This window comes from Vreelandella alkaliphila, from assembly GCF_016107625.1.
Taxonomy (GTDB): Bacteria; Pseudomonadota; Gammaproteobacteria; order Pseudomonadales; family Halomonadaceae; genus Vreelandella; species Vreelandella alkaliphila.
This window is the reverse complement of record NZ_JABASV010000001.1, coordinates 233,171-255,670: the sequence shown is the minus strand read 5'-3', so window position 1 is coordinate 255,670 and position 22,500 is coordinate 233,171. Positions and strand designations below refer to the sequence as shown.

The window sequence follows — 22,500 nt, the reverse complement described above, 5'->3', positions numbered from 1 at the left end:
ATATAAAGTGATCAGATGAGCCAATATTATTAGAAAGACTCCCGCTTGGGCGTGTATGGAGGCACTAATGTTTTGGTGGTTTAGAAGCTATATGTAGTTCGCTTTTCATCATTAGGTCAAGGGAGGCGTGGTGTGCTGCGTCAACGCAGGAGAAGCTGCTGCTCAGTTTCTGCGGTCAAGCTACTTATCGCTACTGATAGCCTTCTGCCTGCAAATGAAATAACGAAGCATACCGACCATTATACGTAAGCAGTTCTTCATGGGTGCCGCGCTCAATAATACTCCCTTGGTCAATCACAATGATCTGGTCGGCGCTGCGCACCGTCGAAAAACGGTGGGAGATTAAAATCGTCATTTTATCGCGGCTATGTTCGCGAAAGCGGGCGAATACTTCGGCTTCTGCTGCGGCATCCATCGCTGCGGTAGGCTCATCCAATACTAAAATATCGGCATTGTGACGCATATAAGCGCGTGAAAGCGCTACTTTCTGCCACTGACCGCCCGATAGCTCCTGGCCATTTTTAAACCAACGCCCTAGCTGGGTTTGGTAGCCATGTGGCATGCGGTCGATAAAGCTATCCGCCATGCCATCGTGAGCGGCTTGCTGCCAGCGTTCTTGATCATCAAAGGCTTGAGTGTCGCCAACCCCAAGGTTTTCGCCAACAGAGAGTTGGTAACGCACAAAATCCTGGAAAATAACCCCAACCCGCATCCGTAATGCCTGGGTATCCCAGTGCTTTAGATCACTACCGTCCAGCAAAATGCGTCCTTTGGTCGGGTGGTAGAGCCGCGTTAATAGCTTAATCAACGTGGTTTTGCCCGAGCCGTTTTCCCCGACTAATGCAATACTTTTGCCCGGCGCTAAATGTAGCGAAATATTGTGCAGTACGTCGCTGCCACCGGGGTAGGCAAAGCTGACGTGTTCGAAGCGTAACCCATCACCTGGCGCTATACCTTTGGTGAGGTGGCCTTCTTCACCTTCGGTGGGTTGCTCTAGGTATTCGTAAAGATTAGAAAGATAGAGGTTGTCTTCGTACATACCGCTAATAGCAGTCAAACTTGCTGAAAGGGCGCTTTGGCCTTGTTTAAATACCATCAAATACATGGTCATTTGACCAAGGGTAAGCGCGCCCGCGACAGTTTCAATCACTACCCAGGCGTAGGCAGCGTAAAATGTCAGCGTGCCCAGTAAGCCAAGAATAAATCCCCAGCCTTCCCGACGTAACGTTAGGCGGCGGTCTTCGGCAAATAGTTTGGTAAAGATATCCCGGTAACGCTGGAGAAACAGACCTTCTAAGCCGAAGAGCTTTACCTCTTTAATACTGTCTTCCCGAGCAAGCACTGTTTCTAAATAGATCTGCATACGGGTTTGCGGTGAGCGCCAGCGAAATAGCCGAAAGGCATCGCCGGAAAACTTCGCTTCTGAGAGAAACACGGGCAATGCCCCCACCACTAAAATGAGTAACGCCCAGGGGGAGAATTGCACCAGTAGAAACCCAAAGCTAGCCAGTGAAATAGCATTTTGTAGCAAGCCAAAGGTTTTATTCACCAGCGCGAGCGGGCGCGTAGACGCTTCCCGCCGTGCCCGAGTGAGCTGGTCGTACAATTCTGAATCTTCAAACTGGCTGAGTGACAGCGTGCCCGCTTTCTCTAGAATCATCACATTAACTTTCTGGCCCAGCAGCGCACGCAGTAGCGATTGCTGGGCCGAAAGGCCGCGTTGTGCTAGGGCAATAAACGCAATAATCAGCCCTTCCAAGGCGACTAAGCCTAATACAGGCGTTAGTGTTTCCCAGAGGTTGGGCGAACTCGCCGCCTGATAGCTTTCCATCGCCGCCACGACGCCATCCACAATCAGTTGGCCGACCCAAGCGGCCACGGCAGGTAGAACCCCAGCGACTAAGGTGCATAACGCTAAGCCCAGCATCATCCAGCGCGAGGTTTCCCACACTAGTGCAAGTGCACGTCGGCTATAGCGGAACACACTAAAGAGACCGCTCAGCGGTGAAGGAGAGGCAGTGTCGGACGGTAATGGCGGCATAGTGGGACAGGCAAGTACCTAGCAAGAAAGAGTGCCATGATGCGACGCTTTGGCGTTGATAGCCAGCCTACTGCTGTGCAGTGCGTAAACTGCCCAGCAGTAGGTGGAGATCAAACCATATTGCAAAGCGGATATTGAAAGGTCGTGGTGAACGTTGGGTGAACTAAAGTTTAAAGAGGCAGTACCGCGCCATCGGTGCGCGGCTCGGTACCGCCTTGGAGCACACCGCTGTCAGGGTCGCGTAGAATGATTTGACCCCGGCCAAAAGTAATGGAGTCGGCGACTTTTACGATGTGATGCCCGCGGCGGGCTAGGGCAAGTGCTAAGTGGTTGGGGAAATCGGCTTCGACTTCAATTGTTTTGCCGTTGGTCCACTTCCAGCGTGGCATATCCAGTGCTGCCTGTGGGTTTAGGTGATCCTCTAGCATTGCTGTTACTACCTGCACATGACCTTGGGGCTGCATGTAGCCACCCATCACGCCGAAGGGCCCAACGGCTTGGTTATCTTTGGTGATAAAGCCGGGGATAATAGTGTGGTAAGTGCGTTTGCCGGGGGCTAACGCGTTGGGATGTTGTGGATCAAGGGAGAATGACCAACCCCGGTTTTGCAGGCTGATACCGGTGCCAGGCACGACCATTCCAGAGCCAAAGCCTTCAAAATTGCTTTGAATAAATGACACCATATTACCGTCATCATCTGCTGTTGCTAGATAGACGGTGCCGCCTTTTAGCGGGTTGCCATGGACCGGGTTAATGGCGTCTTGGCCAATAAGACCTGCGCGTTGCGAGAGGTAATCACTCGATAGCATTTGCTCAACGCTGGGTTGCATTGCGCAGCGTTCAGTGATGTAGCGTAAGCCATCTACATAACCCAGTTTTGTTGCTTCGATACGGCGGTGAAGGGTTTCCACCGGATCTGTCGATTGGTCATCTAGTGACTCAAGAATCCCCAGCGCTTGAAGCACAATTAACCCACTGCCGTTGGGGGGGATTTCCCAAATATCATGGCCCCGATACCGGACGCTGATGGGTTTGACCCATTCTGGCTTGAACGCTTGTAAATCTTCTTTGCGTAAGAAGCCGCCATGCTGACGTGAAAAGGCATCCATCGCATCTGCTAGACTTCCTTGATAAAACGCATCCGCATGGCTGTTGGCAATTTCACGCAGCGTTTTTGCCATATCTGGAGAACGCCAAACATCACCTGCTTTGGGAGCCTGGCCATTGGAAGTAAAGTGCGTAAACCAGGGGATAAACTCTGCTGCTTTGTATTGACCATAGCGCTCTAAGGCGCTTTCCCATAGTTGACTCGCTACTGGAGATACAGCAAAACCTTCTTCGGCTAATTCTATTGCTGGTGCTAACAACTGCTCAAACGGCAGTTTACCAAAACGCTCTGAAAGAGCAGCCCAAGCGCCAGGCGCACCAGGCACGGTGACCGGCACTAACCCATGGGCAGGCATTTTCTCATGGCCCAGGGCCTTGACGGCATCACATGAAATACCCTTGGGAGCAGGGCCGCTAGCATTGAGGCCATGTAGCTCACCTTTTACCCATACCAAAGCAAAGGCATCGCTACCAATGCCGTTCGAGGTCGGCTCAACAACGGTTAAAGCAGCTGCTGTCGCAATGGCAGCATCAATGGCATTGCCGCCTTTGCGTAAAATATCAATACCTACCTGCGCAGCAAGCGATTGAGATGTCGCGACCATCCCGCGTTTGCCAAAGGTAACCATGCGACGTGAAGCGGAAGGGTAATAGTGTGGATCAGTGTGCATGCCAGTCCTCGCATTTTTTGTTAGCTAATAAAAAGAGCGCCGTAAATTACTGCACTGATAACCACAAAGGCGGGGTGCATGTTGAAGCGCAACAAGGCGATAGCAGCCGCTATGCCGATAATCAGCGTATGGATAGCCCCGCTGGTGTTAAGGCTTTCGAGTAGAAAGCCTAAGGTTAACCACGCCATCATGATGGCGATTACCGGGCGTACCCACTGGCTCATACGCTTGACACGGGGAGAGTCACGATGACGATAAAGTAGCCCCAGTGCCCCCAGCATCAGCAGTAAAGAAGGAATAACCGTCGCGGAAACAGCTACAAATGCGCCGCCAATGCCGGCGATGTCATAGCCAATGTAGCCCGCCATTTTAGTCGCGATAGGGCTGGGGAGGGCGTTGCCCAAGGCGAGGGTCTCGGCAAACTCCTGAGAGGTCATCCAGCCATAACGGCTAACCACTTCGGCCTCGATGAGAGGAATAATGGCGGGACCGCCGCCATAGCCAATAATGTTAGGAATGAAAAACGCTAAGAAAAGCTCCCAGTAGATCATGCCGAGCCCTCCACGCGTTTTTTACCCGTTGGGCGCAGCATGGCTGTTAGCAAGATGGCACCAATGACCCAGCCAGGGTGGACACCCAGCCAATAAATTAATCCACCTGCAATGACTGCCATGAGCGCGCTTGCTAGCCAACCAAGAGCAGCTTGAGATTTGTCGAAAAAATCCCAAGTTAATTGCCCCATCATGATCATAACGACAGGAATAACTGCCTGCCCCATGCCACGTATCCAGGCAACGTCGCGATAGCGACTAAAAATACCGAGCATGACAATCATTGCCACAATCATAGGCACAATCACGGCAATAACCGCCGCAATGCAGCCACTGACGCCGCCCACCCGGTAGCCGATGTAGCCGGGCATCTTGGTCGCGATAGGACCGGGCAGCGTGTTGCCGATGGCAAGTACATCGGCAAACTCCTCATCGGTTAGCCACTTGTGCCGCGTCACAACTTCAGCATGTACTAGCGGTATCATGGCAGGCCCCCCGCCGAAGCCGAGGATGCCAACACGCAAGAAAGCCCAAAAGAGTGCCGACTGTTTCATATGCCCAGTGCCATTAGCAGCGGCATCTCAATTAAAAGCATCAATTTTGCCTCTTCATCGTTTATTTTATTTAAAATCGATTTTTCTGAATAAAATAGAATATAGGTTAGGCTATTGTGAGACGTCAACACCTAGCTCTAGAATCTCCGTTAACAGACGCGTTCGCGAAGATGCGCAAAAGGATCATGGAATGAACAAGCACATCCCACCTCCTGCTGATACTGCCTCTAGTCCTATTTATGATGCGTTGCGCAGAGATTTAGTCGGTGGCCGCTTTGCGGCTGGAGAGAAATTAGCCATTAATGCGCTGAAAGAGCATTACCAAGTAGGGCTAAGCCCGCTGCGTGAAGCATTAAATAAACTGGCGGCGTACGGCTTATTAATCCAAGAAAACCAACGTGGCTTCAGGGTTCCGAAGCTGTCGAGGGAGGAGCTGGATGACATTGCGCGCTTGCGCACTGAACTAGAAGGCATGGCGTTTGAGCGTGCCATTGCCCACGGCGATGCGGTATGGGAAGCCGATCTTTTAGCGGCGGCTCATCGTTTAAAACGTGCGGATGTATCACTCGATAAAGGGGAGGAGTGGGAACGTCTACATACTCAGTTCCATCGCACTCTGGTGGCGCCTTGTGGGTCGGTGTGGTTGCTGCGATTTATAGAGCAGCTGCACGATCAGTTTGATCGCTATCGCCGCTTGGGGCCCAAAATGCCCTCTATTCGCCAAGAGTTGGACGAGCAACACCATCAATTGGTGGAACTGGCGTTAAACAGAGATGGAAAAGCGGCTCGGGCCCTAATGGATGATCATATTCATAAGTCTTATGAAGTAGCGTTGGCACGGTACCAGGCGCACACCTGAAGCATTTGCTTATTCTTGCAGGTACACTATTTCTTACCGGTACACGGGCAGGTCCTAGCCGTGGTAGTAGCCACTCTAATGTAAGGTAGTAGGCGTGATGCAAGAGGCGGATAATCAGATAGCAGAGCAGACGTTAGCGTGGGTACGCAGCTTTATTGTGGAGCACAATATATGCCCGTTTGCTAAGCGCGAGCTTGACGGCGGTAACGTTCGGGTCGAGGTGGTGCGCTCGAAAAAAATCGACGTGGCATTGGAGGAATTAATAGCCGAAGTAGAGTGGTTGAACGAGCATCCGGAAACGGAAACCACGCTGCTGGTGTTTCCCACGCTGTTTAAAAGCTTCGATCACTACCTGGATTATGTCGAACTGGCCGAAAGCCTGCTGGTAGACCTGGGGTATGAAGGTGTTTATCAGCTAGCAACCTTCCATCCTGATTACTGTTTTGCCGATGCTGAGCCTGAAGACGCAGCGAATTACACTAACCGCTCGCCCTACGCGATGGTTCATCTATTGCGCGAGGCCAGTGTCGAAAAAGCGATTGCTTTTTACGGTGATACGGAACAAATCCCAGAGCGAAATATTGCCCATTTAACCGAGTTGGGCAGCGCCGCTGCTGAAGAGCTTCTACAACGCTGCCTTAAGTAACCCGGTGACCTATGACGCCCTACCAGTAAAGCGTGCCATTTTATCAAGTGGCCACTAAAGCGCTTTATACATTACATAGCTATCGACTAACCCCTGGGATGCGTGCCGGTAGGCGTTAGGAATCGTGCCGACAATTGCGAACCCCAGCCGTTGCCACAGGGCGACGGCCACTTGGTTTGTGGCCACCACGGCATTAAATTGCATCGCTTCAAAGCCATGCTGACGCGCTACATGCTGCGAGTGTTCGCACATCTGGCGGGCGACACCTTTCCCCCTAGCAGCAGGCGTTACCATATAGCCGCAGTTACAAATGTGTTGGCCAGGGCCTGCTGCATTGGCTTTTAGATAGTAAGTGCCCAGTAACTCGCCTTGGCTATCTTTTACCGCAAATGACGCTTTGGGCTGCTGACACCACAATGCATAAGCTGCTGCAAAGGTAATATCAGGATCGATAGCGTACGTTTCTTGAGCGCTAACGATGGACTGAAAAGTAGGCCAGAAGACCGTGAAGTCCTCTTGCGTCATGGGTGTAAAGCTAAGTGTGGTCATGGTTTTAGCGTTTAGTTAATGGGTTATCGAGCGACATCTGCCACAATTTCATAGCTACGCAAGCGGTCGGCATGATCATAAAAGTCGCTATTGATCATTAACTCGTCAGCGCCAGTACGCGCCTGAAAGGCCTCTAGCTCAGCTTTGACCGTATCGGGCCCACCAATGATGGCGGCACCTAGGAACTGGCTTACTTGGGAGCGCTCCATCGGGGTCCAGTCCATCTGTTCAACCGGGGGCAGCGACTGGGTCGGCTTGCCTCGGATAAGGCTAAGAAATTTCTGTTGGGAGGTCGTTGCTAAGTAATGCGCCATGGTATCATTTTCAGCAGCGATAACGGGTAACCCTACCATGGCATGGGGTTTGTCTAAGTGCTCCGACGGCCGGAAGTTATCACGATAAAGCCGCAATGCTTCAAATAAGTATCCCGGCGCAAACTGGGCCGCAAATGCAAAGGGTAGCCCGAGTTTTGCGGCTAATTGCGCACTATAGCCGCTAGAGCCGAGTAGCCAGATAGGTACGTGGGTACCTTGTCCAGGGACGGCTTTCACGCGCTGCTGTGGATCCGCATCCGCTAAGTAGCTTTGTAGCTCATTAAGCAGCTGTGGAAAGTCATCGACGCCCGCCTGAGCATTGCGGCGCATCGCCTGCATAGTGGCGCCATCTGAGCCGGGCGCACGGCCCAGTCCTAAATCAATCCGGCCTGGGTAAAGTGTTTCTAAGGTGCCGAACTGCTCGGCAATCACCAGGGGCGGATGGTTAGGTAGCATGATGCCACCGCTGCCCACGCGTATAGTGGAGGTTTGCCCAGCAACATGACCAATTAATACGGCAGTTGCTGCGCTGGCGATGCCTGCAATGTTGTGATGTTCAGCCAGCCAATAACGCGTATAGCCGAGCTGTTCTGTCCGTTGCGCTAGGGACACGCTGTTGCGAAATGTTTCTTCAGCGCTACCACCTTGACGAATCGGTGCTAGATCGAGCACGGAAAGGGCGGTATTGGCGAGTTGGCTCATGGGGCACCTGCATTAAAAAGCGTATGGGCGGCTAAATTTACGGCGTGATTTATTAGCACGCTAGGTATTCCAGTGTTATGTGGGCAGGTAAGAAGAAATGCAAGGTGCCATTGTTGTCCGTTCGCAGCGTCGATTAATCAGTGGGTGGCGTTGGCCGAATTAAAATCTCGTTCACATCGACATGTGATGGTTGAGAAAGTGCATAAATCACGGCGTTGGCAATATCGCGATCTTCAAGCGCATGTTCTGGTGGCTTATCAAAGAAAGGGGTATCCACCATGCCCGGTTCAATCAAGGTAACGCGCATGCCCGTTCCGCGTAGCTCTTCACGCAAGTTATAGCCTATACCGGTCACTGCCCATTTTGTGGCGCTATACATCGAGCCTGGAATCGTAGTTCGTCCAGCAGCTGAGCCGGTTAATAGTACATGCCCTTTGCTCCGCTTTAGCGCGGGAAGGCATGCCTGAAGCGTTAGCCCTACACCGTAAATATTGGTCAGGATCATCTCACGCCAAGCGTCGTGATCTGCACCGCTAAAACCGCCGGGAGAACCACCGCGCCCAGCATTTGCAAAGACTGCATCAATACGCCCAAATGTTTCAATCGCTTGATCGACCATTGCTTGCTGTTGCGCCATGTCGGTGACATCCAACGCACATGTCAGCACGTTTTCTGGGCCAAGCTCCTGGGATAGTGCAGTAAGTTTGTCGGTAGAGCGGGCGGCAAGTATCAGCTTATAACCTTCACGTGAGGCTGCTCGCGCGGTGGCGGCACCAATTCCGCTTGAGGCGCCTGTAATCATTAGGACACGGTGCTGCATAGCGTGTGCTCCTAGCTCATTCAGAAAGGGGAGATATAAGAATGGCTAATTGCCCACCGTGTTGCAAATGAGCTGTTTCAGCTTGTGTGCGTGTTTTCGTCTTTGCGTTTGAGCATAGATGAAAGGTCGAGTATCGACTGCGCCATATCGGCCATGCTTTTACTGTGATCCATCGAGGTTTTACGTAAAAAACGATAAGCCTCTTCTTCGGTCATCTCCAGGTGGGCCATGATAAGGCCTTTGGCGCGCTCGATGAGCTTACGTTCACGCAGGGCTTTACGGGTATTTTCCAGCTCATCGCTAAGACCTTGAAGGTGGCTCGACTGGGCATGGGCAAGCTCAATCAGTGAACGTCCTAATGGAGAGGTTAAAGCGCTAGCTGTCAGCTCTCCTAATGGTTGTGTATCGCTTAAGGCAAGAAGCTGCTCACAGGGAGCAAGAGTTGGCTGGTTAGGAGGTGTTTTAGCCTGCTCTAACGTCGAATGCACCTGAGCGATTTTTTGATGACATAGCGCCGTTAATTGGCGGTTTAGGGTGTCCTCAACGGCTTTGATGCTATCAATGCGTAATGTGGTTAGGTCGTACCATGTTTCACTAAGCGTTTTGTCTACGCGGTCTTCTTGATGAGAGTGTTGGCAGGCACGTTGGTAAGCAATGTTACGAAGCTGCTGAATCCCCGCGAGTGTTCGCGGCGAGAGAGTCTGCTGCCAAACAAGCTTAGCTTCAGGTGAGGCAAACTCTTCAAAGGTGTCGAAGCAGCGCTGCTGATCGCGTACTAATTGGTGAATCAATTCGCGATGAGCGTCGTCGAAATGCCCATGGGTAAAGCCAAAGGCACCACAGGCACGTTCTTGCCCAGCGAGCTCTTTGCCTTGCATAAGGTGGAAGATAGCCACCAGTGCGCGAGTGATATCCGGGTCTACTGAAGTATCTGCTGCTTCAAACACAATGGCGAGAAGCCCACTAATTAAGTGGTTAAAGGCCTGGGTTGCCGCATCAGGAGAGATCGCAAACGAAAGAATGGCTTGCCGCAACGTGTTTAGGTCATCCAGGGCAAGCCACACCGCAGCGATCCGCCTGAGTAAGCGTGCCGCTGCCTGCGGCCGTGCTTCTTCGGCAAGTGCTTCTAGTCGCTGGCGCATAACGGTCTCGGCTTCTTGGCTATGCTGTACAAATTCCTTTCGCCGAGTAGCAAACCGTTTACCTTTCGAGACAAGGTAAATCGTCGAGGCACCTCGTTCACGTTGGAGCGCATGGATAAAACCGCTAATGTCGCCAACGATCTCTGAGGTAGTGGCTAAGTGGTGCAGGCTATCGATATCGCATCGAAGGGCGGTTAAGAGTAGCTGTTGGGCTGAAGACATAGTGATTTCCTTTTACTCCCCGCCTGAGATGAAATCCCCTCTGTTGCGATAAGTGTCGCGAAAACGTGTCGTAAAAAATCGTCGCGGATAAAGCGTACAGAGGGGTAAGTGAATACTAACGCAGCGAGAGTGCGCCTGCGCTCGTGTCGCCGCCAACCGCATCACGGTAGGCGGTGGCTTCTTCGGCTTCTGTGGCATCGCTGAAGCGTACTACCAGTACACAGGAAGCGAGCACTAATACGGTAATGCCAAGGTAAAAAAGCCCTTGTTGATAACCAAGACTTTCACTACGGAACAGAAAGGCGGCGGATACGGCACTGACGTTTCCACCCGCCCCCACAATACCGGTAACAGCCCCCAGTGCTTTTTTATTGATAAAGGGCACCACGCCAAATGTTGCTCCTTCGGCCATTTGAACAAACAGGCTAAAGACCAGCATGATGCCAATTGCGAGGCTTAAGACATGCATTTGTGAGAAGGCAATGAGTGCTATTCCTTCACATACCAAGGCGATAAACAGCCAGCGAACTCGCCCTTTTAAACCGCCTTGTTTGGCGAACAGGTCTGAAAAAACGCCGCCAAGGGTACGGGCAAAAATATTCATTAGGCCAAATAAGCCAGCGATTAAACCAGCGGTTGCCAGGGTCAGGTCAAACTTGTCGAAGAAGTAGATAGCGGCAATATTATTGATGGTTAGTTCGACGCCAAAGCAGAGCCCGTAAACAATAAACAGCGCCCATACGCGAATATCTTTTGCTGCGGTCAGAAAGCTTTGTACTGCGCTATTTTCACCTGTGGCTTCAGGTAGCTCACCGCGGGCGCGCAGGTCGCTAAAGTTGCCATCGGGAGCGTCTTGGGTAAACAGCCAATAGCCAATCCCAGTAAAAAACAGTACGACGCCAGGCACCACCATTGCTAAGCGCCACCCTAGCGTTTCACTAACGCCAAGCATTAGTAGACCTGAGAAGATCAGCGGCATCAGGATTTGCGTCGTACCGCCGCCCAAGTTCCCCCAGCCAGCACTGGTCGCATTGGCGGTGCCAACGACATTCGGCGCAAACATCATCGTGGTGTGATATTGGGTGATCACAAAGGATGCGCCGATGGCTCCGATGGCCAGCCGAGCGAGTAAGAAGGTCTCAAAGCTATTGGCAAAACCTATGCACATAACGGGCACAGCGCCGAGCATCAACAAACCGGTATAGGTTTTACGAGGCCCAATTTTATCGCACAGCACGCCAATGAGCAGGCGGACAATAACGGTAATAGCAACGGAGGCAATAATGGTATTGCCGATCTGCGTTTGGGTGAGTGATAAATCTTCACGGACCACTGCCATCAGTGGAGCGATGCCAAACCAACCAAAAAAACAGATATGGAACGCGAACCAGGAGAAGTGGAACGCACGCATTTGAGGGGTAGAGAAGTTTAATAGCCGAATGCGGTTAGCTTTATTGCGAATGTCCATGGATGGCCTCACAGAGCACGATACGAGTGGGTCAAAACATGGCGCTTGGAAAGGCGCTATGTTGTTAACGAGAACATGCCTTCGCCATTGAAGAGCAGGTTCGACGCACTCGTACCCGTTGGGCCTGGTCCACGCCTACCATCATTCAGTAAGAGTGAAGCAATTAGTTCGCCATAAGATTATTTTAATTTTAAAATCAGTTTCTTATGTGTGTTTGTTTAATAGGTGGAGAGTTTCAGTAGGCTGGTAATGCACCAAGGTGGCGCATCTGCGGTGAAGACGTGCGACACCTGAGTGCTGGTTATTCGTGCAAATAAACAGCGTCAATATCCAGTGTTGAACGTTCACCTATCGCTTCAAAGTGAGTTTCTAGCCAGCGTTCGGCGGCATCGCGCCCTTGCTCGAACAGATGGCATAGAAACGCCCATTCTGAGTTCATTTTGCTGGATACCGAGAGATCCTCTAGCGCCTGTTCGCCACTGATACGGTGGAAGAGCGCTTGCTGATAGCAGTTTTCGATTCCCTGTTCATCCAGTGTGCGCTTAAGCAGCGCAATCATGCGTATTTCTTTAATCAGGGCTGAATTAAAGGTAATTTCATTTAGTCGATTCATTATGGCTGAGGCAGACGTGGGGACTTCTTCTCTGATGATGGGGTTAATCTGCACCAACAGAATGTCGCGTGCGCTGCACTCCTCCATTAAAGGGAACAGCGCTGGGTTACCCATATAACCGCCATCCCAGTACGCTTCGCCCTCTATCTCAACCGCTTGAAATACAAATGGCAGGCAAGCAGAGGCCATGACTGCATCTACACTCATCTCTTCGCGGCGAAAGACGCGCTGTTTTCCAGTACGAACGTTAGTGGCCGTCACAAATAGCTTAAGCTGCTCACAACGTCTTACACGTTCGAAATCAATATGTTCGGCGACAATGTCACGCAATGGATTAATATTCAGAGGGTTCAGTTGGTAGGGGGATACCAAGCGGCTTAAAAGGTCCATAGCCACATAACCCGGTGAGTGATCGAGGGACCAGTTTCCGGTAAGTACATCTAGTGGCGAGCGGCGAATTGGGCTCGCCATACCCGCTCGACTAACCGCTTTCCAAAACTGGTGTAACGCTTGGCGAGCCGTATCTTTGTTACCGCGGGTGAGGGCGTCTGCCATGACCACACCATTCATTGCGCCAGCGCTTGTGCCACTGATGCCCTCTATTTCGATACGGTCATCTTCAAGTAAGCGGTCGATGACACCCCATGTATAAGCACCGTGGGCTCCACCGCCCTGTAAAGCGAGATCTAGCTTTTTGATCTGCGACATTGCTTTCCCTGCTGAGTGAGTGATTAAAAGCGCGGTAACGCACCCAGCATGGCATAAAAGAGTGTGATATGTGTACGTCTGCTAGGCAGGCGTACAGCACGTCATCAAGGTGAATCTGCTAATGGTGAAGGGCGCCCATTTGAAAGGGGAACCTCATAAACAGCATGCTCCATCAGTTTATCAAGCTGGAGCGCTAGCTGGCTGCTGGCTTCTTCCATCATAGCCAGTGCCGCAAGCTGGCCATTATGATCACCTTGGCGGGCAAACTTAAGTGCTTCTAAACCGCTTTCATGAAAACGCTTATGCGGTGCCGCCAGCGCTTTGTAAGCCTCCGTATACTTATAGCGATGACCGTCCCCCATAAAGTACCAATGCCCAAGCGTGCAGTGCTGGTGATCTTCTAAACTCTCTTCCAGATGAGCAGAGAGTAGTTGCCTATAAAGGCGGCTTTTCCATACCGCATGCTCGAGTTTGGCGGCGTGCAAATAAGCCGTGGTTGTACTGTGGTGTATGACCTTATACATATGGCGTGACTGGTCTATCAACTGCTCAATAACATGTTCTGCTGCTTGGGCGGCGTTGGTTAGGGCCTTTATTTCCTGCTGCTGATAATCACGGATCTTTGCATCTTCATTTACTTGCAATGCGGTGCGCTCGATCCACTGTGCCAGCTGATGCGCTAATTGCCGAGAGTGTTTTGATAACTCTTGCAGGTCCTGGACTATTGCTGGCATGCCTGCCGGTTGTTCATGAAAGTGAGCGACTTCCAAGGCCGCAGTAATGGCTAACGCTTGTGTATGGCCTGCGCTGTGCCCTAATTCGACACTCAACTGACGTATATCGTGGAAGGCTTGCTCAGTCACTAAAGGGGACGATAAATAAGCGTCTGTTTGCTGGCAGCGTTGGCGGTGTTGCTGCAACGTTTGTGCGCTTTGCTCGGCTTTATGGAGTCGGCTGAAGGTGTCAGTAAGTGTCGATTGCTCGGCAGCAAGGTGCTGAGCGTGCACTTCTACGCCTTTGCTCAATGAGCAAAGCATGTCCGCGCCCCTGGCCTGAAGCATGCTGAGCGACTCAACTGGCGTCATCAAGCTGATCGCGCGACAGCGGTGGCGCTTTTTTTCAGCCTCTAATTGGGCATTCAACGCTGCCACTTCTTGCTCTAGGCGATGGATAGTTTGATACGGATGCATAAAAGCAAACATGGCCAGTACCTGCAAAATAGTAAATAGCTTTGTGATGTTTTGTCACAAAGTATTGCAGGTGGTTGCCGTGCGTGCCGGAGTTACCTGGTATTAATGATGAAAACCAGTCTATTGCGTTTTTGAGGACTATGTTTCTTAATGTATCCGGGTCAGTCTCAAAGATTAGTCTCAAAGGCGAATTTTAAAGACCAGCCTTAAGGCTGGTCTCACAAAGTGGGCAGCTTCGCCGCTCACCAATTTTGATGGGAAAATTATCAGCGTTGGGCTAAGTGGGGAGCATTGTCGTTTGGGCAGCGCAGAAACTGCGACGTTGCTAACCACTCTTCATCGGGGTAGTAGGCGAAGACATACTGGTTCTCTTTCAAACTGTCGATAAGAGGATACGTGATGTCTTCGCGTACGGCAGGACAGCCGTGGCTACGTCCGAGCCTGCCGGTCTGGGTAATAAAGTCGTCGCTAACATAGTCAGCGCCATGGATCACAATCGCTCGCTCAAACGCGAGGTCATTAACCTCTGGTTCTAAGCCATCCAGGCGCAATGAATAGCCATTACGACCATAATAACTATTCATTGTGCGAAAGAGCCCGATGCTGGACTGGTGGCTCTCGGGGGTATTGGAGAAGACCTCTGCCAACGCATCGCCAGAACCTTGCCCATGAGAAACCAGCTCTTCAAATAGCAGCTTATGTCGATGTAGGTCGAAGACCCAAAGCCGTGGCTCGGTAGACGGAAGCGAGTAATCAATGACGGCTAAGCGTTCAGCGGTTGGGTCAGCACAGCTAAGTGATTGAGCGGCGAGTCGCAGCGCCTCTGGCGTTGCTGATGGGGCTAGTTGGAGCAGTTGATGATGCAAGGGCGAAACGCCGGGAGGCGCTGTAGAAGAGACCTGTGAGAAAAAGCTAGCGGCTTGTAAGGGAAGGCTCAATAACAACAGTGGAAGCGAAAAAATGGCGGTAGAAGCACGTAGGTAAAAAGGCATAGAGTGCAATCCTGCAATAGATATCGATGAAGGAGACATGTAAACGGCTATGATAAATAGATGTAGCGTAATAATGATGAATCGCAATGATAAATAGCGACGATGAATAGTAACGCAAGGAGGAGCGATGAACGAGACAACGTTAATTAGACGATGGGCGATAGGGGTGGCTCTATGTCTGACGCTGATCCAAGCGCCTCAGTTAGTTACCAGCGCGCAAGCTGATACAGGTGCTCTTGAGCAGGCGTTAGCTCAGCGTTTGGATACTCAATCCAGTGCGTTACTGCCTGTTGAGGACTTTTACCAGCAGCTAAACCAACGGCCCGTCTGGCAAGATATCAACCGGGTTGAAGCACTGGTGCAGGCGTTAAATAGTCTTGAAGATGATGGTTTGGCTCCTAGTGATTACGACGCGGGCAGCCTGCTAAACGCATTCCAAGTTAGCCAGCAAGCAGGGGCATTGGCGCAAGCTGATTTTGATATTCAGGCCACGACAGCACTTTTACTCGCACTTGAGCACCTTTCGCGGGGCAAGGTGAATCCAAACGAGGTCGAGCCGAAATGGGATATCCCTAGGCCTGAGCGCCGCTACTCTTTGCTGCGCATTGCCCATGCGGTGGAAAATGACGATATTCAGGGCGCGCTTGACTATGTGAGGCCCTCATCAACGGAGTACGCTCAGCTACGTGATGCGCTACGTCAATACCGTACGCTGGCTGAAAAAGGCAATGTTCCCTACCTGGCCGGTCGAGATGAGGCATTACGCCCAGGTGATACTAATGAGGATGTGCTGGTATTGCGACAGCGCTTGGCCTATTGGGGAGAAACCAACTTGCTGGCGGCGGATAGCAATGCCTACCCAATGATTGAGGTTCAATCTGCGGTTAGCAACCAGCGCACCTATGATACTGAGTTAGAAAGGGCAGTTAAGCAATTTCAACGTCGTCATCAGTTGCAAGAAGATGGTGTTGTGGGGCAGCGCACGCGGCTTGCATTGAACACACCGGTCACTTCGCGTATCGATCAACTGCGTGTCAACTTAGAGCGGGCGCGTTGGATCAAGCCCACTCAAACCAATGAACCGCGAGTGTGGGTTGACATTGCGGGATATCGATTGCACTACACTCGGCCCAATGGTGAGCACTGGGATGCCAGAGTGGTAGTCGGCACACCGCGGCGCGAAACGCCTATTATTCATTCGGCGATTAGCCACTTAACCATCAACCCGTCATGGACGATTCCACCGACCATTATGCGCGAGGACGTCTTACCTCAGGTTAGACGAGATCCAGGCTATTTAGCCCGGCGAAATATCCAAGTGTTAAGTCCCTCCGGCGAGCGGTTAAACGCTGATGCTATTGACTGGCAACGGCCAGGTGCAGTGATGTTGCGCCAAGTATCAGGTGGCGGTAATCCGCTAGGCCGCGTGGTGGTACGTTTTCCCAATAGCGAAATGATCTATCTTCACGATACACCCGCCAGAGGGTTGTTTCAGCGCGATCAGCGAGCGCTCAGCTCTGGTTGTGTGCGCGTTGAAGGCGTAACGGAATTTGCGCAGTTACTGCTTCAAGATAGTGGCAGTCGTCACCAACTATCTTCGTTGCTTAACAGTAGCGGAAGTGATCGTAATGTTAATCTGCCACAGCGTATTCCCGTCGCGCTGCACTATTTGACGGCCTGGCCAAATGCTCAAGGGGAAGTAGAATTTCGTGATGATATTTACCGTCGTGACGCTGACCTGTTGGCTGCATTGTCACGAGCGGTATAACGTGAAGGGCGGATTGATTGCTAGGTTTTCTATAAGAATGGTTTATAAGCAAGGTTTGTAAACGTAGACTTGCTTCAAAGCAATAACGCCGCCCTGAATGGCGGCGTTATTGTTCAATGTAAAGAGAGTAAGAAAGTTACTGCTCCTCTTGGCGCTCGTAGTTTGCAACGCTGATAGTACCTGTCTCTCCGCTATCCAATGCTGCCATCATGGGCTCAGCTTGGCGCTGGAAAGCAATCAACGTGTCGCCGCTTAGGCTGGTATTTTCAGGCAGCTCTACGTTCATCGCGTTGACAGGCGAGTTGTTGACGATGACTTCATAGTGCAGATGAGGTCCCGTACTCCGCCCTGTATTGCCTGAAAGCGCAATGCGCTCACCCATTTCAATACGCGCACCTTCGGTGACCAGCGGACGAGAAAGGTGAAGATAACGGGTTTGATAGCCATTATCATGACGAACGACAATGTAACGCCCTGCGGCATGATGGTTGCCCACTTTTTCCACGCGACCATTGGCTGGAGCAACGACAGGTGTGCCAATAGGCATCGCAAAATCGGTTCCATTATGCGGGCTTATCCGGCCAGTCACTGGGTGTTTGCGGCGCGGATTAAAATTGGAACTTAGACGGTAATTGCCTTCAAACGGATAGCGCGAGAAAGCAGGGTCTAAGCTACTCCCTTCGGGCGTATAGAAATTGCTATCAGTAGCATTGCGAAGAAGCGTTAAATCCATGCGTTCGCCATCGTACTTAACAGCAAGTACGCGAGAGTCAAACGCTTCTCCATCAATCATGTCTGACTCAACTAGCACTTGAAAGCGATCTCCACGACGGCTGTCGCGTCGAAAATCGAGTTTTTGCTCAAGTAGGTGAGTGAGTTCAGTAACGGCGCTGCTACTTAGCCCCGTTGCCTGGGCTGAGCGTGCAAAACTACCGCTTACGCTACCCGCGTAAAGACGCTGTACCGCTTCACCCTGGCGCTCAATAACGGTTGCGGCAAAGTGCTCTTCATCACGCTCTAGCAAGATACCGTCGCGGGTGTTTTTCATCATACGCAACGACAGTAAACGACCATTTTCATCTAACTGGTAATCGAAACTGTGGCCAGCACGCCAATGAGTAAGCATGCGTGGATCCGGTAGGTCTTCTAGCAACGCCATTACTTCGCTGTAGCCCAGGCCTAGCTTGTTCTGTGCCAGCAACGCGAAGGTCTCACCCGATTCGACAATATGTGTTTTCCACTTAGGGACGTAGGGCTCGTCCGCAGCAAGTTCCAGCTCGAGAAACGAAATATCACCAAACAGCTCATTGCCATAATCTTCATATGAAGTGGCATCGGCAATTTCGACGGAAGCGGTGTTATCAACATCGAGCATACCGCTTGAGAGGGTCCCTAATACCACGGCCATGTGAAGCGCGCCGTCATCCAGCTGGGCATTAATGTGAGGTTGCGTTGTAACGCTAGTCATCGAGGCTTCGGCGCTAGTGATGACATCTAGATCGACAATTTCTGTAGCTGCGAGGTCGTTCAGCGGAATATTATCTCGCGTGGCATCAATAGCGCGAGAAGCGCGATCAATGGCTTCAGCAACGGGAGTGCGTTCTTGACGCAATGAAGGAACCCCAGGAGCAGAGTCGCTGGGAAGCGGTACAAGCACGCTTTCCAGTGGCGTATGAGATTGATTTAAGTCGTGGTAGGTCGTAATTAACTTTTGTGTGCCCAGCACAGTGACCATTGTAGCCACGGGTAACAGTAACAATTTATGTGTGCGGGGCAGCGAATGAAGAATTCGCAACATGGGTAAATGGGCCGCCGAGTTCGTGGTAAATGAGTAACATGAAAGAAAGTATACCCAGGAACCATACCCCATGAGGGTAAGAGTGAACAGACTGTATGCCTGTACACTAAATGTACTTCATTGAAATACGGAGGTAATAAGCAAGGAAACCTATTTGTGAACGCCGTTCGCTAAAAAAAGTAACTTAACGCAAACCGCCTTAAAACTAAGCAGGCACGATAATTAATCATAGGGAGACGGCGTTAATCAATATTTTCCGCCAACTTTAGAAGTTAAATTAATCATGCAATGCTTTTGTAATATTTTTGTATCATTTTTGTATATCTTTTGGCGGCCGGAAAGCAAAACAGGCATCATGAAACGGTCTTGAGACAGTATGCTTAGATATACTTAATAATTGCTGTGCGTCGAATATTGTTTTTTTGTAACAAATTGTCTTTTTGTGTATCTGGTGGGCTTGGCGTCAACTGGCTGTCATTAAGGGAAAAGTGTCAGGTGAACTCCCTTAGGTAGCCTAGTGCTTAGGAATAATTGTTTACAGGCAAGTACTCAGCGGTTTTTCCTGGCATTCTATAAGGGTTTTTCGAACATAAAGCGGATTATTTCGCTGTTTAGCGTCGAGGGAATCGAAATGTCTCGAGTAACTCTTGCACAGTGGCAGATGCTGGCAGCCGTTGTTGACCATGGTGGGTTTGCGCGGGCGGCCGAGGCTATTCACAAAAGTCCATCTACGCTTAACCATGCCGTGCACAAGCTAGAAGAGCAGTTGGGTGTTCAGGTGCTGGAGCCGGTAGGCAGGCAGGTACGCCTAACTGAGGCGGGCGAACTCTTATTGCGCCGAGCTCGCCAGTTAATTGAGAGTGCCGCCTCTTTAGAAGATGTTGCTACCCGTTTGGCTGCAGGCCTGGAAGCTGAAATCGTGGTCGCTATTGACCAGATTTTTCCAGCGGCTGCTCAAGCGAAAGCACTTGAGCGTTTCTCGGAAACGTATCCTCAGGTCAGAGTGCAACTGCATGAAAGTGTGCTAAATGGTGGTACAGAAATGCTCCACGATGGTCGTGCCGACCTTGTGGTCTCAGGGATTGCGGCTCAAGGGTATTTAGGTGAACCGCTGGTGAACGTGCGGTTTATAGCCGTTGCACACCCAAGTCATGAGTTACACCAGCTTAGTCGCTCGCTAGACCTTCGGGATCTGACCCAACACCGTCAACTGGTAGTGCGTGATTCGGCGCTACGCCAGTCGACTAATTCCGGCTGGTTGAAAGCGGAGCAACGATGGACAGTGAGTCACTTAAACACGTCATTAGATATGCTGAAGCGTGGGTTAGGGTTTGCCTGGATGCCTGAAACCCGTATTGCTGATGAACTTTCAAGTGGGCAGCTCAAACCTTTGCCGCTCAGTGCTGGTGGGGTGCGAATGGTGCCTATGCAGTTGATATTCAGAGACCGAGATCGCGCTGGCCCTGCAGCCCATGCCATGGCACAGGCATTAAAACAGGGGGTGAGCGAGCTCTGTCCTAAGGATTCGATTTCATCGAATGAATCGCCGTAAAACATCCGCTTGAGCATCGGGAGGGCGGGCGTATGCTAAACGTCATCAGCACTATTAATACGTTTACTACATACGATTATTACAATAGGAGACCGCCCGATGGGACTGCTTGTTAACGGCGAATGGGTTGATCAGTGGTACGACACTAAGAAGCATGGTGGAGAATTTGTCCGCGAGTCTGCCCAACTGCGCGACTGGGTGGGTGACGATGCCATGATGGAGGTACTGTCAGGCGGTGCGTCGTCAGGCAAACAGTTGCAAGGGCAGAGCTACCCTGCGCAAGCAGACCGTTACCATCTTTATGTATCGCTAGCCTGTCCTTGGGCGCATCGAATTCTTATTATGCGCAAGTTAAAGGGGCTGGAATCACTCATTGGCACTTCTCATGTTAGCCCATTTATGCAGGATAAGGGCTGGACGTATGACCAAAGTGAGGGCTCCAGTGGGGATCTTGTTAACCACGTCGACTATCATCATCAGCTCTATACGATGACTGATTCTGCCTATACGGGGCGGGTCACGGTACCGGTGCTTTGGGATAAGCAACGTAGCGCAATTATCAATAATGAGTCGGCTGATTTGATGCGCATTTTTAATCGCGCGTTTGATGAGTTGACCGGTAACGATTTAGATTTTTACCCTGATGACTTGCGTCGCACTATTGATGACATCAACGACGATGTGTACGAGCACATTAATAACGGTGTTTATAAGTCGGGTTTTGCGACGGATCAGCACGTGTATGAAAAACATGTGCTGGCTCTGTTCGATGCCTTAGATCGAATGGAAAAACGCTTGAGCGAGCATCGTTATCTGGCGGGGGAGTGGTTAACGGAGGCAGATATTCGGCTTTTCACCACGCTGATCCGTTTTGATGCTGTCTACTATGGCCATTTTAAATGCAATCTAAAACGTATTGAAGATTACCCCAATCTGGCGAATTACGTTCGCGAGCTGTATCAGTGGCCGGGTATTGCAGAGACCGTCAATATGGAACAAATAAAACGCCACTACTACTACAGCCATGACACGATTAATCCAACGCGTATTGTGCCTGCCGGACCGCTATTGGATTTAGAGCGCCCTCATGATCGTGAACGCTTGCCAGGGCAGGGCATCCGTCGTCGCGCTTCATGATTTATAAGCAGAGAGCTTCTCAGAAGTTGCATCTCAAACCTCGTTACTAACGAATGGACCACCCAATTGCAGGGTGGCCCATTTGGCTAGTTAACCGCTAGCTTAAGCGGTTTAAGCTGGTAGCTTACTCATTATCATTAACGGCTTCGCGGGTAGACTGCCAGGCGCTTTGAGCACCTTCTTTGGTCGTTTGCCATGCATCGCGGGCACTATTTTTAGTCTGCTCCCACCAATCACGATCATAGGTAGGGAAGGATTCAACTTCCTCTTGGGAAGCTTCAAGCATTATGCGGTGCTCGGTATCACCATCACTCTCGGTATGGGTCTCCAGGGTAAATTGATCGGTATTAATAACAATTTCGCGGCCACCCAGGCCAAGAATTGCACCGCTTTCAATGACTAGCGCTGAAATGCGCATTTCTTCATCAAAAAGAATGTCTTCGACTTCACCGATTTCTTCACCAGAGCCACCAGCAAAAAACACTTCTGCATCCATTATGTCATCTGCAGAATACATACCCTGGGGTTCAGTTGAGGCCTGGACACCGAAGGCCAAGCTGCCTAAAAGGGCGGTACTGATAGCAGTGGTAAGCATTGTCTTGCGCATAGCATCTCTCCATGTAGCTATTAAAATGTGCGGTCTAATTAGACGACAAACGTTAAAGATCGTTCGCCCATTCATCAGCACGGCGTTCGGCTTCTTCCCGCTCTAAGCCATATTTCTGCTGTAGCTTGCCAACAAGTTGATCCTTCTTGCCGCCAATCTGGGTAAGCTCATCGTCAGTTAATTCGCCCCAGCTTGCGCGAGCTTTTCCTTTCATTTCTTTCCAACTGCCTTCAATTTGATCCCAGTTCATAGCATCACTCCTTGAAGTTAGTGAACATCGTTAGGCACTTCTCAGGTTAGACGAACAGTGAATATGTGCAAGCCTGAGTATTAAGAACGGTTAAAGCAAAAAGACTGGTCATAAGCGACTGGCGGTGTTAGGATGCGCCCTCCTCGCATGTGTTGACCCCTCCATCACGACGATAAGCAATTTCCTATGTAGCTTTGACTACGAAGTGAAATGCTTGCTGGAACATCTTGCCAACTGCA

The 22,500-nt window shown here is 50.9% G+C and carries 20 protein-coding genes; 5 read left to right on the top strand and 15 right to left on the bottom strand.

Annotated features, from left to right (window positions below):
* Positions 1-190 precede the first annotated feature (190 nt).
* The 4 genes from JFC11_RS01160 to JFC11_RS01145 all read right to left on the bottom strand — a co-directional run bounded on the left by JFC11_RS01160 (position 191) and on the right by JFC11_RS01145 (position 4,924).
* Positions 191-2,041 carry an ABC transporter ATP-binding protein gene (locus tag JFC11_RS01160; RefSeq protein ID WP_198348515.1) on the bottom strand — a complete coding sequence of 617 codons (1,851 nt, stop codon included), beginning with the start codon at positions 2,039-2,041 and terminating at the stop codon, positions 191-193.
* A gap of 170 nt (positions 2,042-2,211) precedes the next feature.
* Positions 2,212-3,819 carry a gamma-glutamyltransferase family protein gene (locus JFC11_RS01155; RefSeq protein WP_198348514.1) on the bottom strand — a complete coding sequence of 536 codons (1,608 nt, stop codon included), beginning with the start codon at positions 3,817-3,819 and terminating at the stop codon, positions 2,212-2,214.
* A 20-nt stretch (positions 3,820-3,839) separates the two neighbouring features.
* Positions 3,840-4,370: a chromate transporter gene (locus JFC11_RS01150; RefSeq protein WP_095602539.1), complete on the bottom strand. Its 531-nt coding sequence runs from the start codon at positions 4,368-4,370 to the stop codon at positions 3,840-3,842.
* The gene (locus JFC11_RS01145) at positions 4,367-4,924 is read right to left on the bottom strand and encodes a chromate transporter (RefSeq protein ID WP_198348513.1); all 558 of its coding nucleotides are present in this window, start codon (positions 4,922-4,924) and stop codon (positions 4,367-4,369) included. Before JFC11_RS01145 ends, JFC11_RS01150 begins: the two co-directional genes overlap by 4 nt.
* 190 nt (positions 4,925-5,114) lie before the next feature.
* Here JFC11_RS01145 and JFC11_RS01140 point away from each other — a divergent pair, with 190 nt between their 5' ends.
* Together JFC11_RS01140 and JFC11_RS01135 are read left to right on the top strand one after the other, a co-directional pair.
* The gene (locus tag JFC11_RS01140; protein ID WP_193084762.1) at positions 5,115-5,783 is read left to right on the top strand and encodes a GntR family transcriptional regulator; all 669 of its coding nucleotides are present in this window, start codon (positions 5,115-5,117) and stop codon (positions 5,781-5,783) included.
* A 97-nt stretch (positions 5,784-5,880) separates the two neighbouring features.
* Positions 5,881-6,429 carry a DUF1415 domain-containing protein gene (locus JFC11_RS01135; RefSeq protein WP_193068127.1) on the top strand — a complete coding sequence of 183 codons (549 nt, stop codon included), beginning with the start codon at positions 5,881-5,883 and terminating at the stop codon, positions 6,427-6,429.
* Between the two features lie 54 nt (positions 6,430-6,483).
* On the opposite strand, the gene JFC11_RS01130 is transcribed toward JFC11_RS01135, so the two are convergent.
* From JFC11_RS01130 to JFC11_RS01095, 8 genes are all read right to left on the bottom strand, one after another.
* Positions 6,484-6,978: a GNAT family N-acetyltransferase gene (locus JFC11_RS01130; protein WP_038482017.1), complete on the bottom strand. Its 495-nt coding sequence runs from the start codon at positions 6,976-6,978 to the stop codon at positions 6,484-6,486.
* A 23-nt stretch (positions 6,979-7,001) separates the two neighbouring features.
* Positions 7,002-7,994 carry an LLM class flavin-dependent oxidoreductase gene (locus JFC11_RS01125; protein WP_198348512.1) on the bottom strand — a complete coding sequence of 331 codons (993 nt, stop codon included), beginning with the start codon at positions 7,992-7,994 and terminating at the stop codon, positions 7,002-7,004.
* Between the two features lie 133 nt (positions 7,995-8,127).
* Positions 8,128-8,814 (bottom strand): SDR family oxidoreductase, encoded by a 687-nt coding sequence (locus JFC11_RS01120; protein ID WP_038482024.1) that lies wholly within the window; start codon positions 8,812-8,814, stop codon positions 8,128-8,130.
* Between the two features lie 77 nt (positions 8,815-8,891).
* Positions 8,892-10,178, bottom strand: coding sequence for a nitrate regulatory protein (locus tag JFC11_RS01115; RefSeq protein ID WP_198348511.1), 1,287 nt, complete (start codon positions 10,176-10,178; stop codon positions 8,892-8,894).
* Between the two features lie 115 nt (positions 10,179-10,293).
* Positions 10,294-11,646, bottom strand: a complete 1,353-nt coding sequence (locus JFC11_RS01110; protein ID WP_198348510.1) for a NarK family nitrate/nitrite MFS transporter — start codon at positions 11,644-11,646, stop codon at positions 10,294-10,296.
* A gap of 301 nt (positions 11,647-11,947) precedes the next feature.
* Positions 11,948-12,967, bottom strand: a complete 1,020-nt coding sequence (locus JFC11_RS01105; protein WP_038482035.1) for a patatin-like phospholipase family protein — start codon at positions 12,965-12,967, stop codon at positions 11,948-11,950.
* Positions 12,968-13,071: 104 nt separating this feature from the next.
* Positions 13,072-14,169 (bottom strand): CZB domain-containing protein, encoded by a 1,098-nt coding sequence (locus JFC11_RS01100; protein ID WP_198348509.1) that lies wholly within the window; start codon positions 14,167-14,169, stop codon positions 13,072-13,074.
* Positions 14,170-14,423: 254 nt separating this feature from the next.
* Positions 14,424-15,149, bottom strand: a complete 726-nt coding sequence (locus tag JFC11_RS01095; protein WP_038482042.1) for a murein L,D-transpeptidase catalytic domain family protein — start codon at positions 15,147-15,149, stop codon at positions 14,424-14,426.
* Between the two features lie 127 nt (positions 15,150-15,276).
* Between JFC11_RS01095 and JFC11_RS01090 the strand changes: the two genes are divergently transcribed.
* Positions 15,277-16,917 (top strand): L,D-transpeptidase family protein, encoded by a 1,641-nt coding sequence (locus JFC11_RS01090; protein ID WP_198348508.1) that lies wholly within the window; start codon positions 15,277-15,279, stop codon positions 16,915-16,917.
* Positions 16,918-17,053: 136 nt separating this feature from the next.
* Here the strand turns inward: JFC11_RS01090 and JFC11_RS01085 are convergent, their stop codons facing one another.
* On the bottom strand, positions 17,054-18,715 hold the full coding sequence (locus JFC11_RS01085; RefSeq protein WP_198348507.1) for a peptidoglycan DD-metalloendopeptidase family protein: 1,662 nt from the start codon (positions 18,713-18,715) through the stop codon (positions 17,054-17,056).
* Positions 18,716-19,346: 631 nt separating this feature from the next.
* Between JFC11_RS01085 and JFC11_RS01080 the strand changes: the two genes are divergently transcribed.
* Complete coding sequence (locus JFC11_RS01080; protein WP_038482051.1) at positions 19,347-20,267, top strand: LysR family transcriptional regulator; 921 nt, start codon at positions 19,347-19,349, stop codon at positions 20,265-20,267.
* 99 nt (positions 20,268-20,366) lie between these two features.
* A complete protein-coding gene (locus tag JFC11_RS01075; RefSeq protein WP_198348506.1) occupies positions 20,367-21,404 on the top strand; it encodes a glutathione S-transferase family protein in 1,038 nt (345 codons plus the stop codon).
* Positions 21,405-21,528: 124 nt separating this feature from the next.
* Here the strand turns inward: JFC11_RS01075 and JFC11_RS01070 are convergent, their stop codons facing one another.
* Complete coding sequence (locus JFC11_RS01070; RefSeq protein WP_095602526.1) at positions 21,529-22,011, bottom strand: PRC-barrel domain-containing protein; 483 nt, start codon at positions 22,009-22,011, stop codon at positions 21,529-21,531.
* 52 nt (positions 22,012-22,063) lie between these two features.
* Positions 22,064-22,261, bottom strand: coding sequence for a CsbD family protein (locus JFC11_RS01065; RefSeq protein ID WP_038482059.1), 198 nt, complete (start codon positions 22,259-22,261; stop codon positions 22,064-22,066).
* Positions 22,262-22,500: the final 239 nt, after the last annotated feature.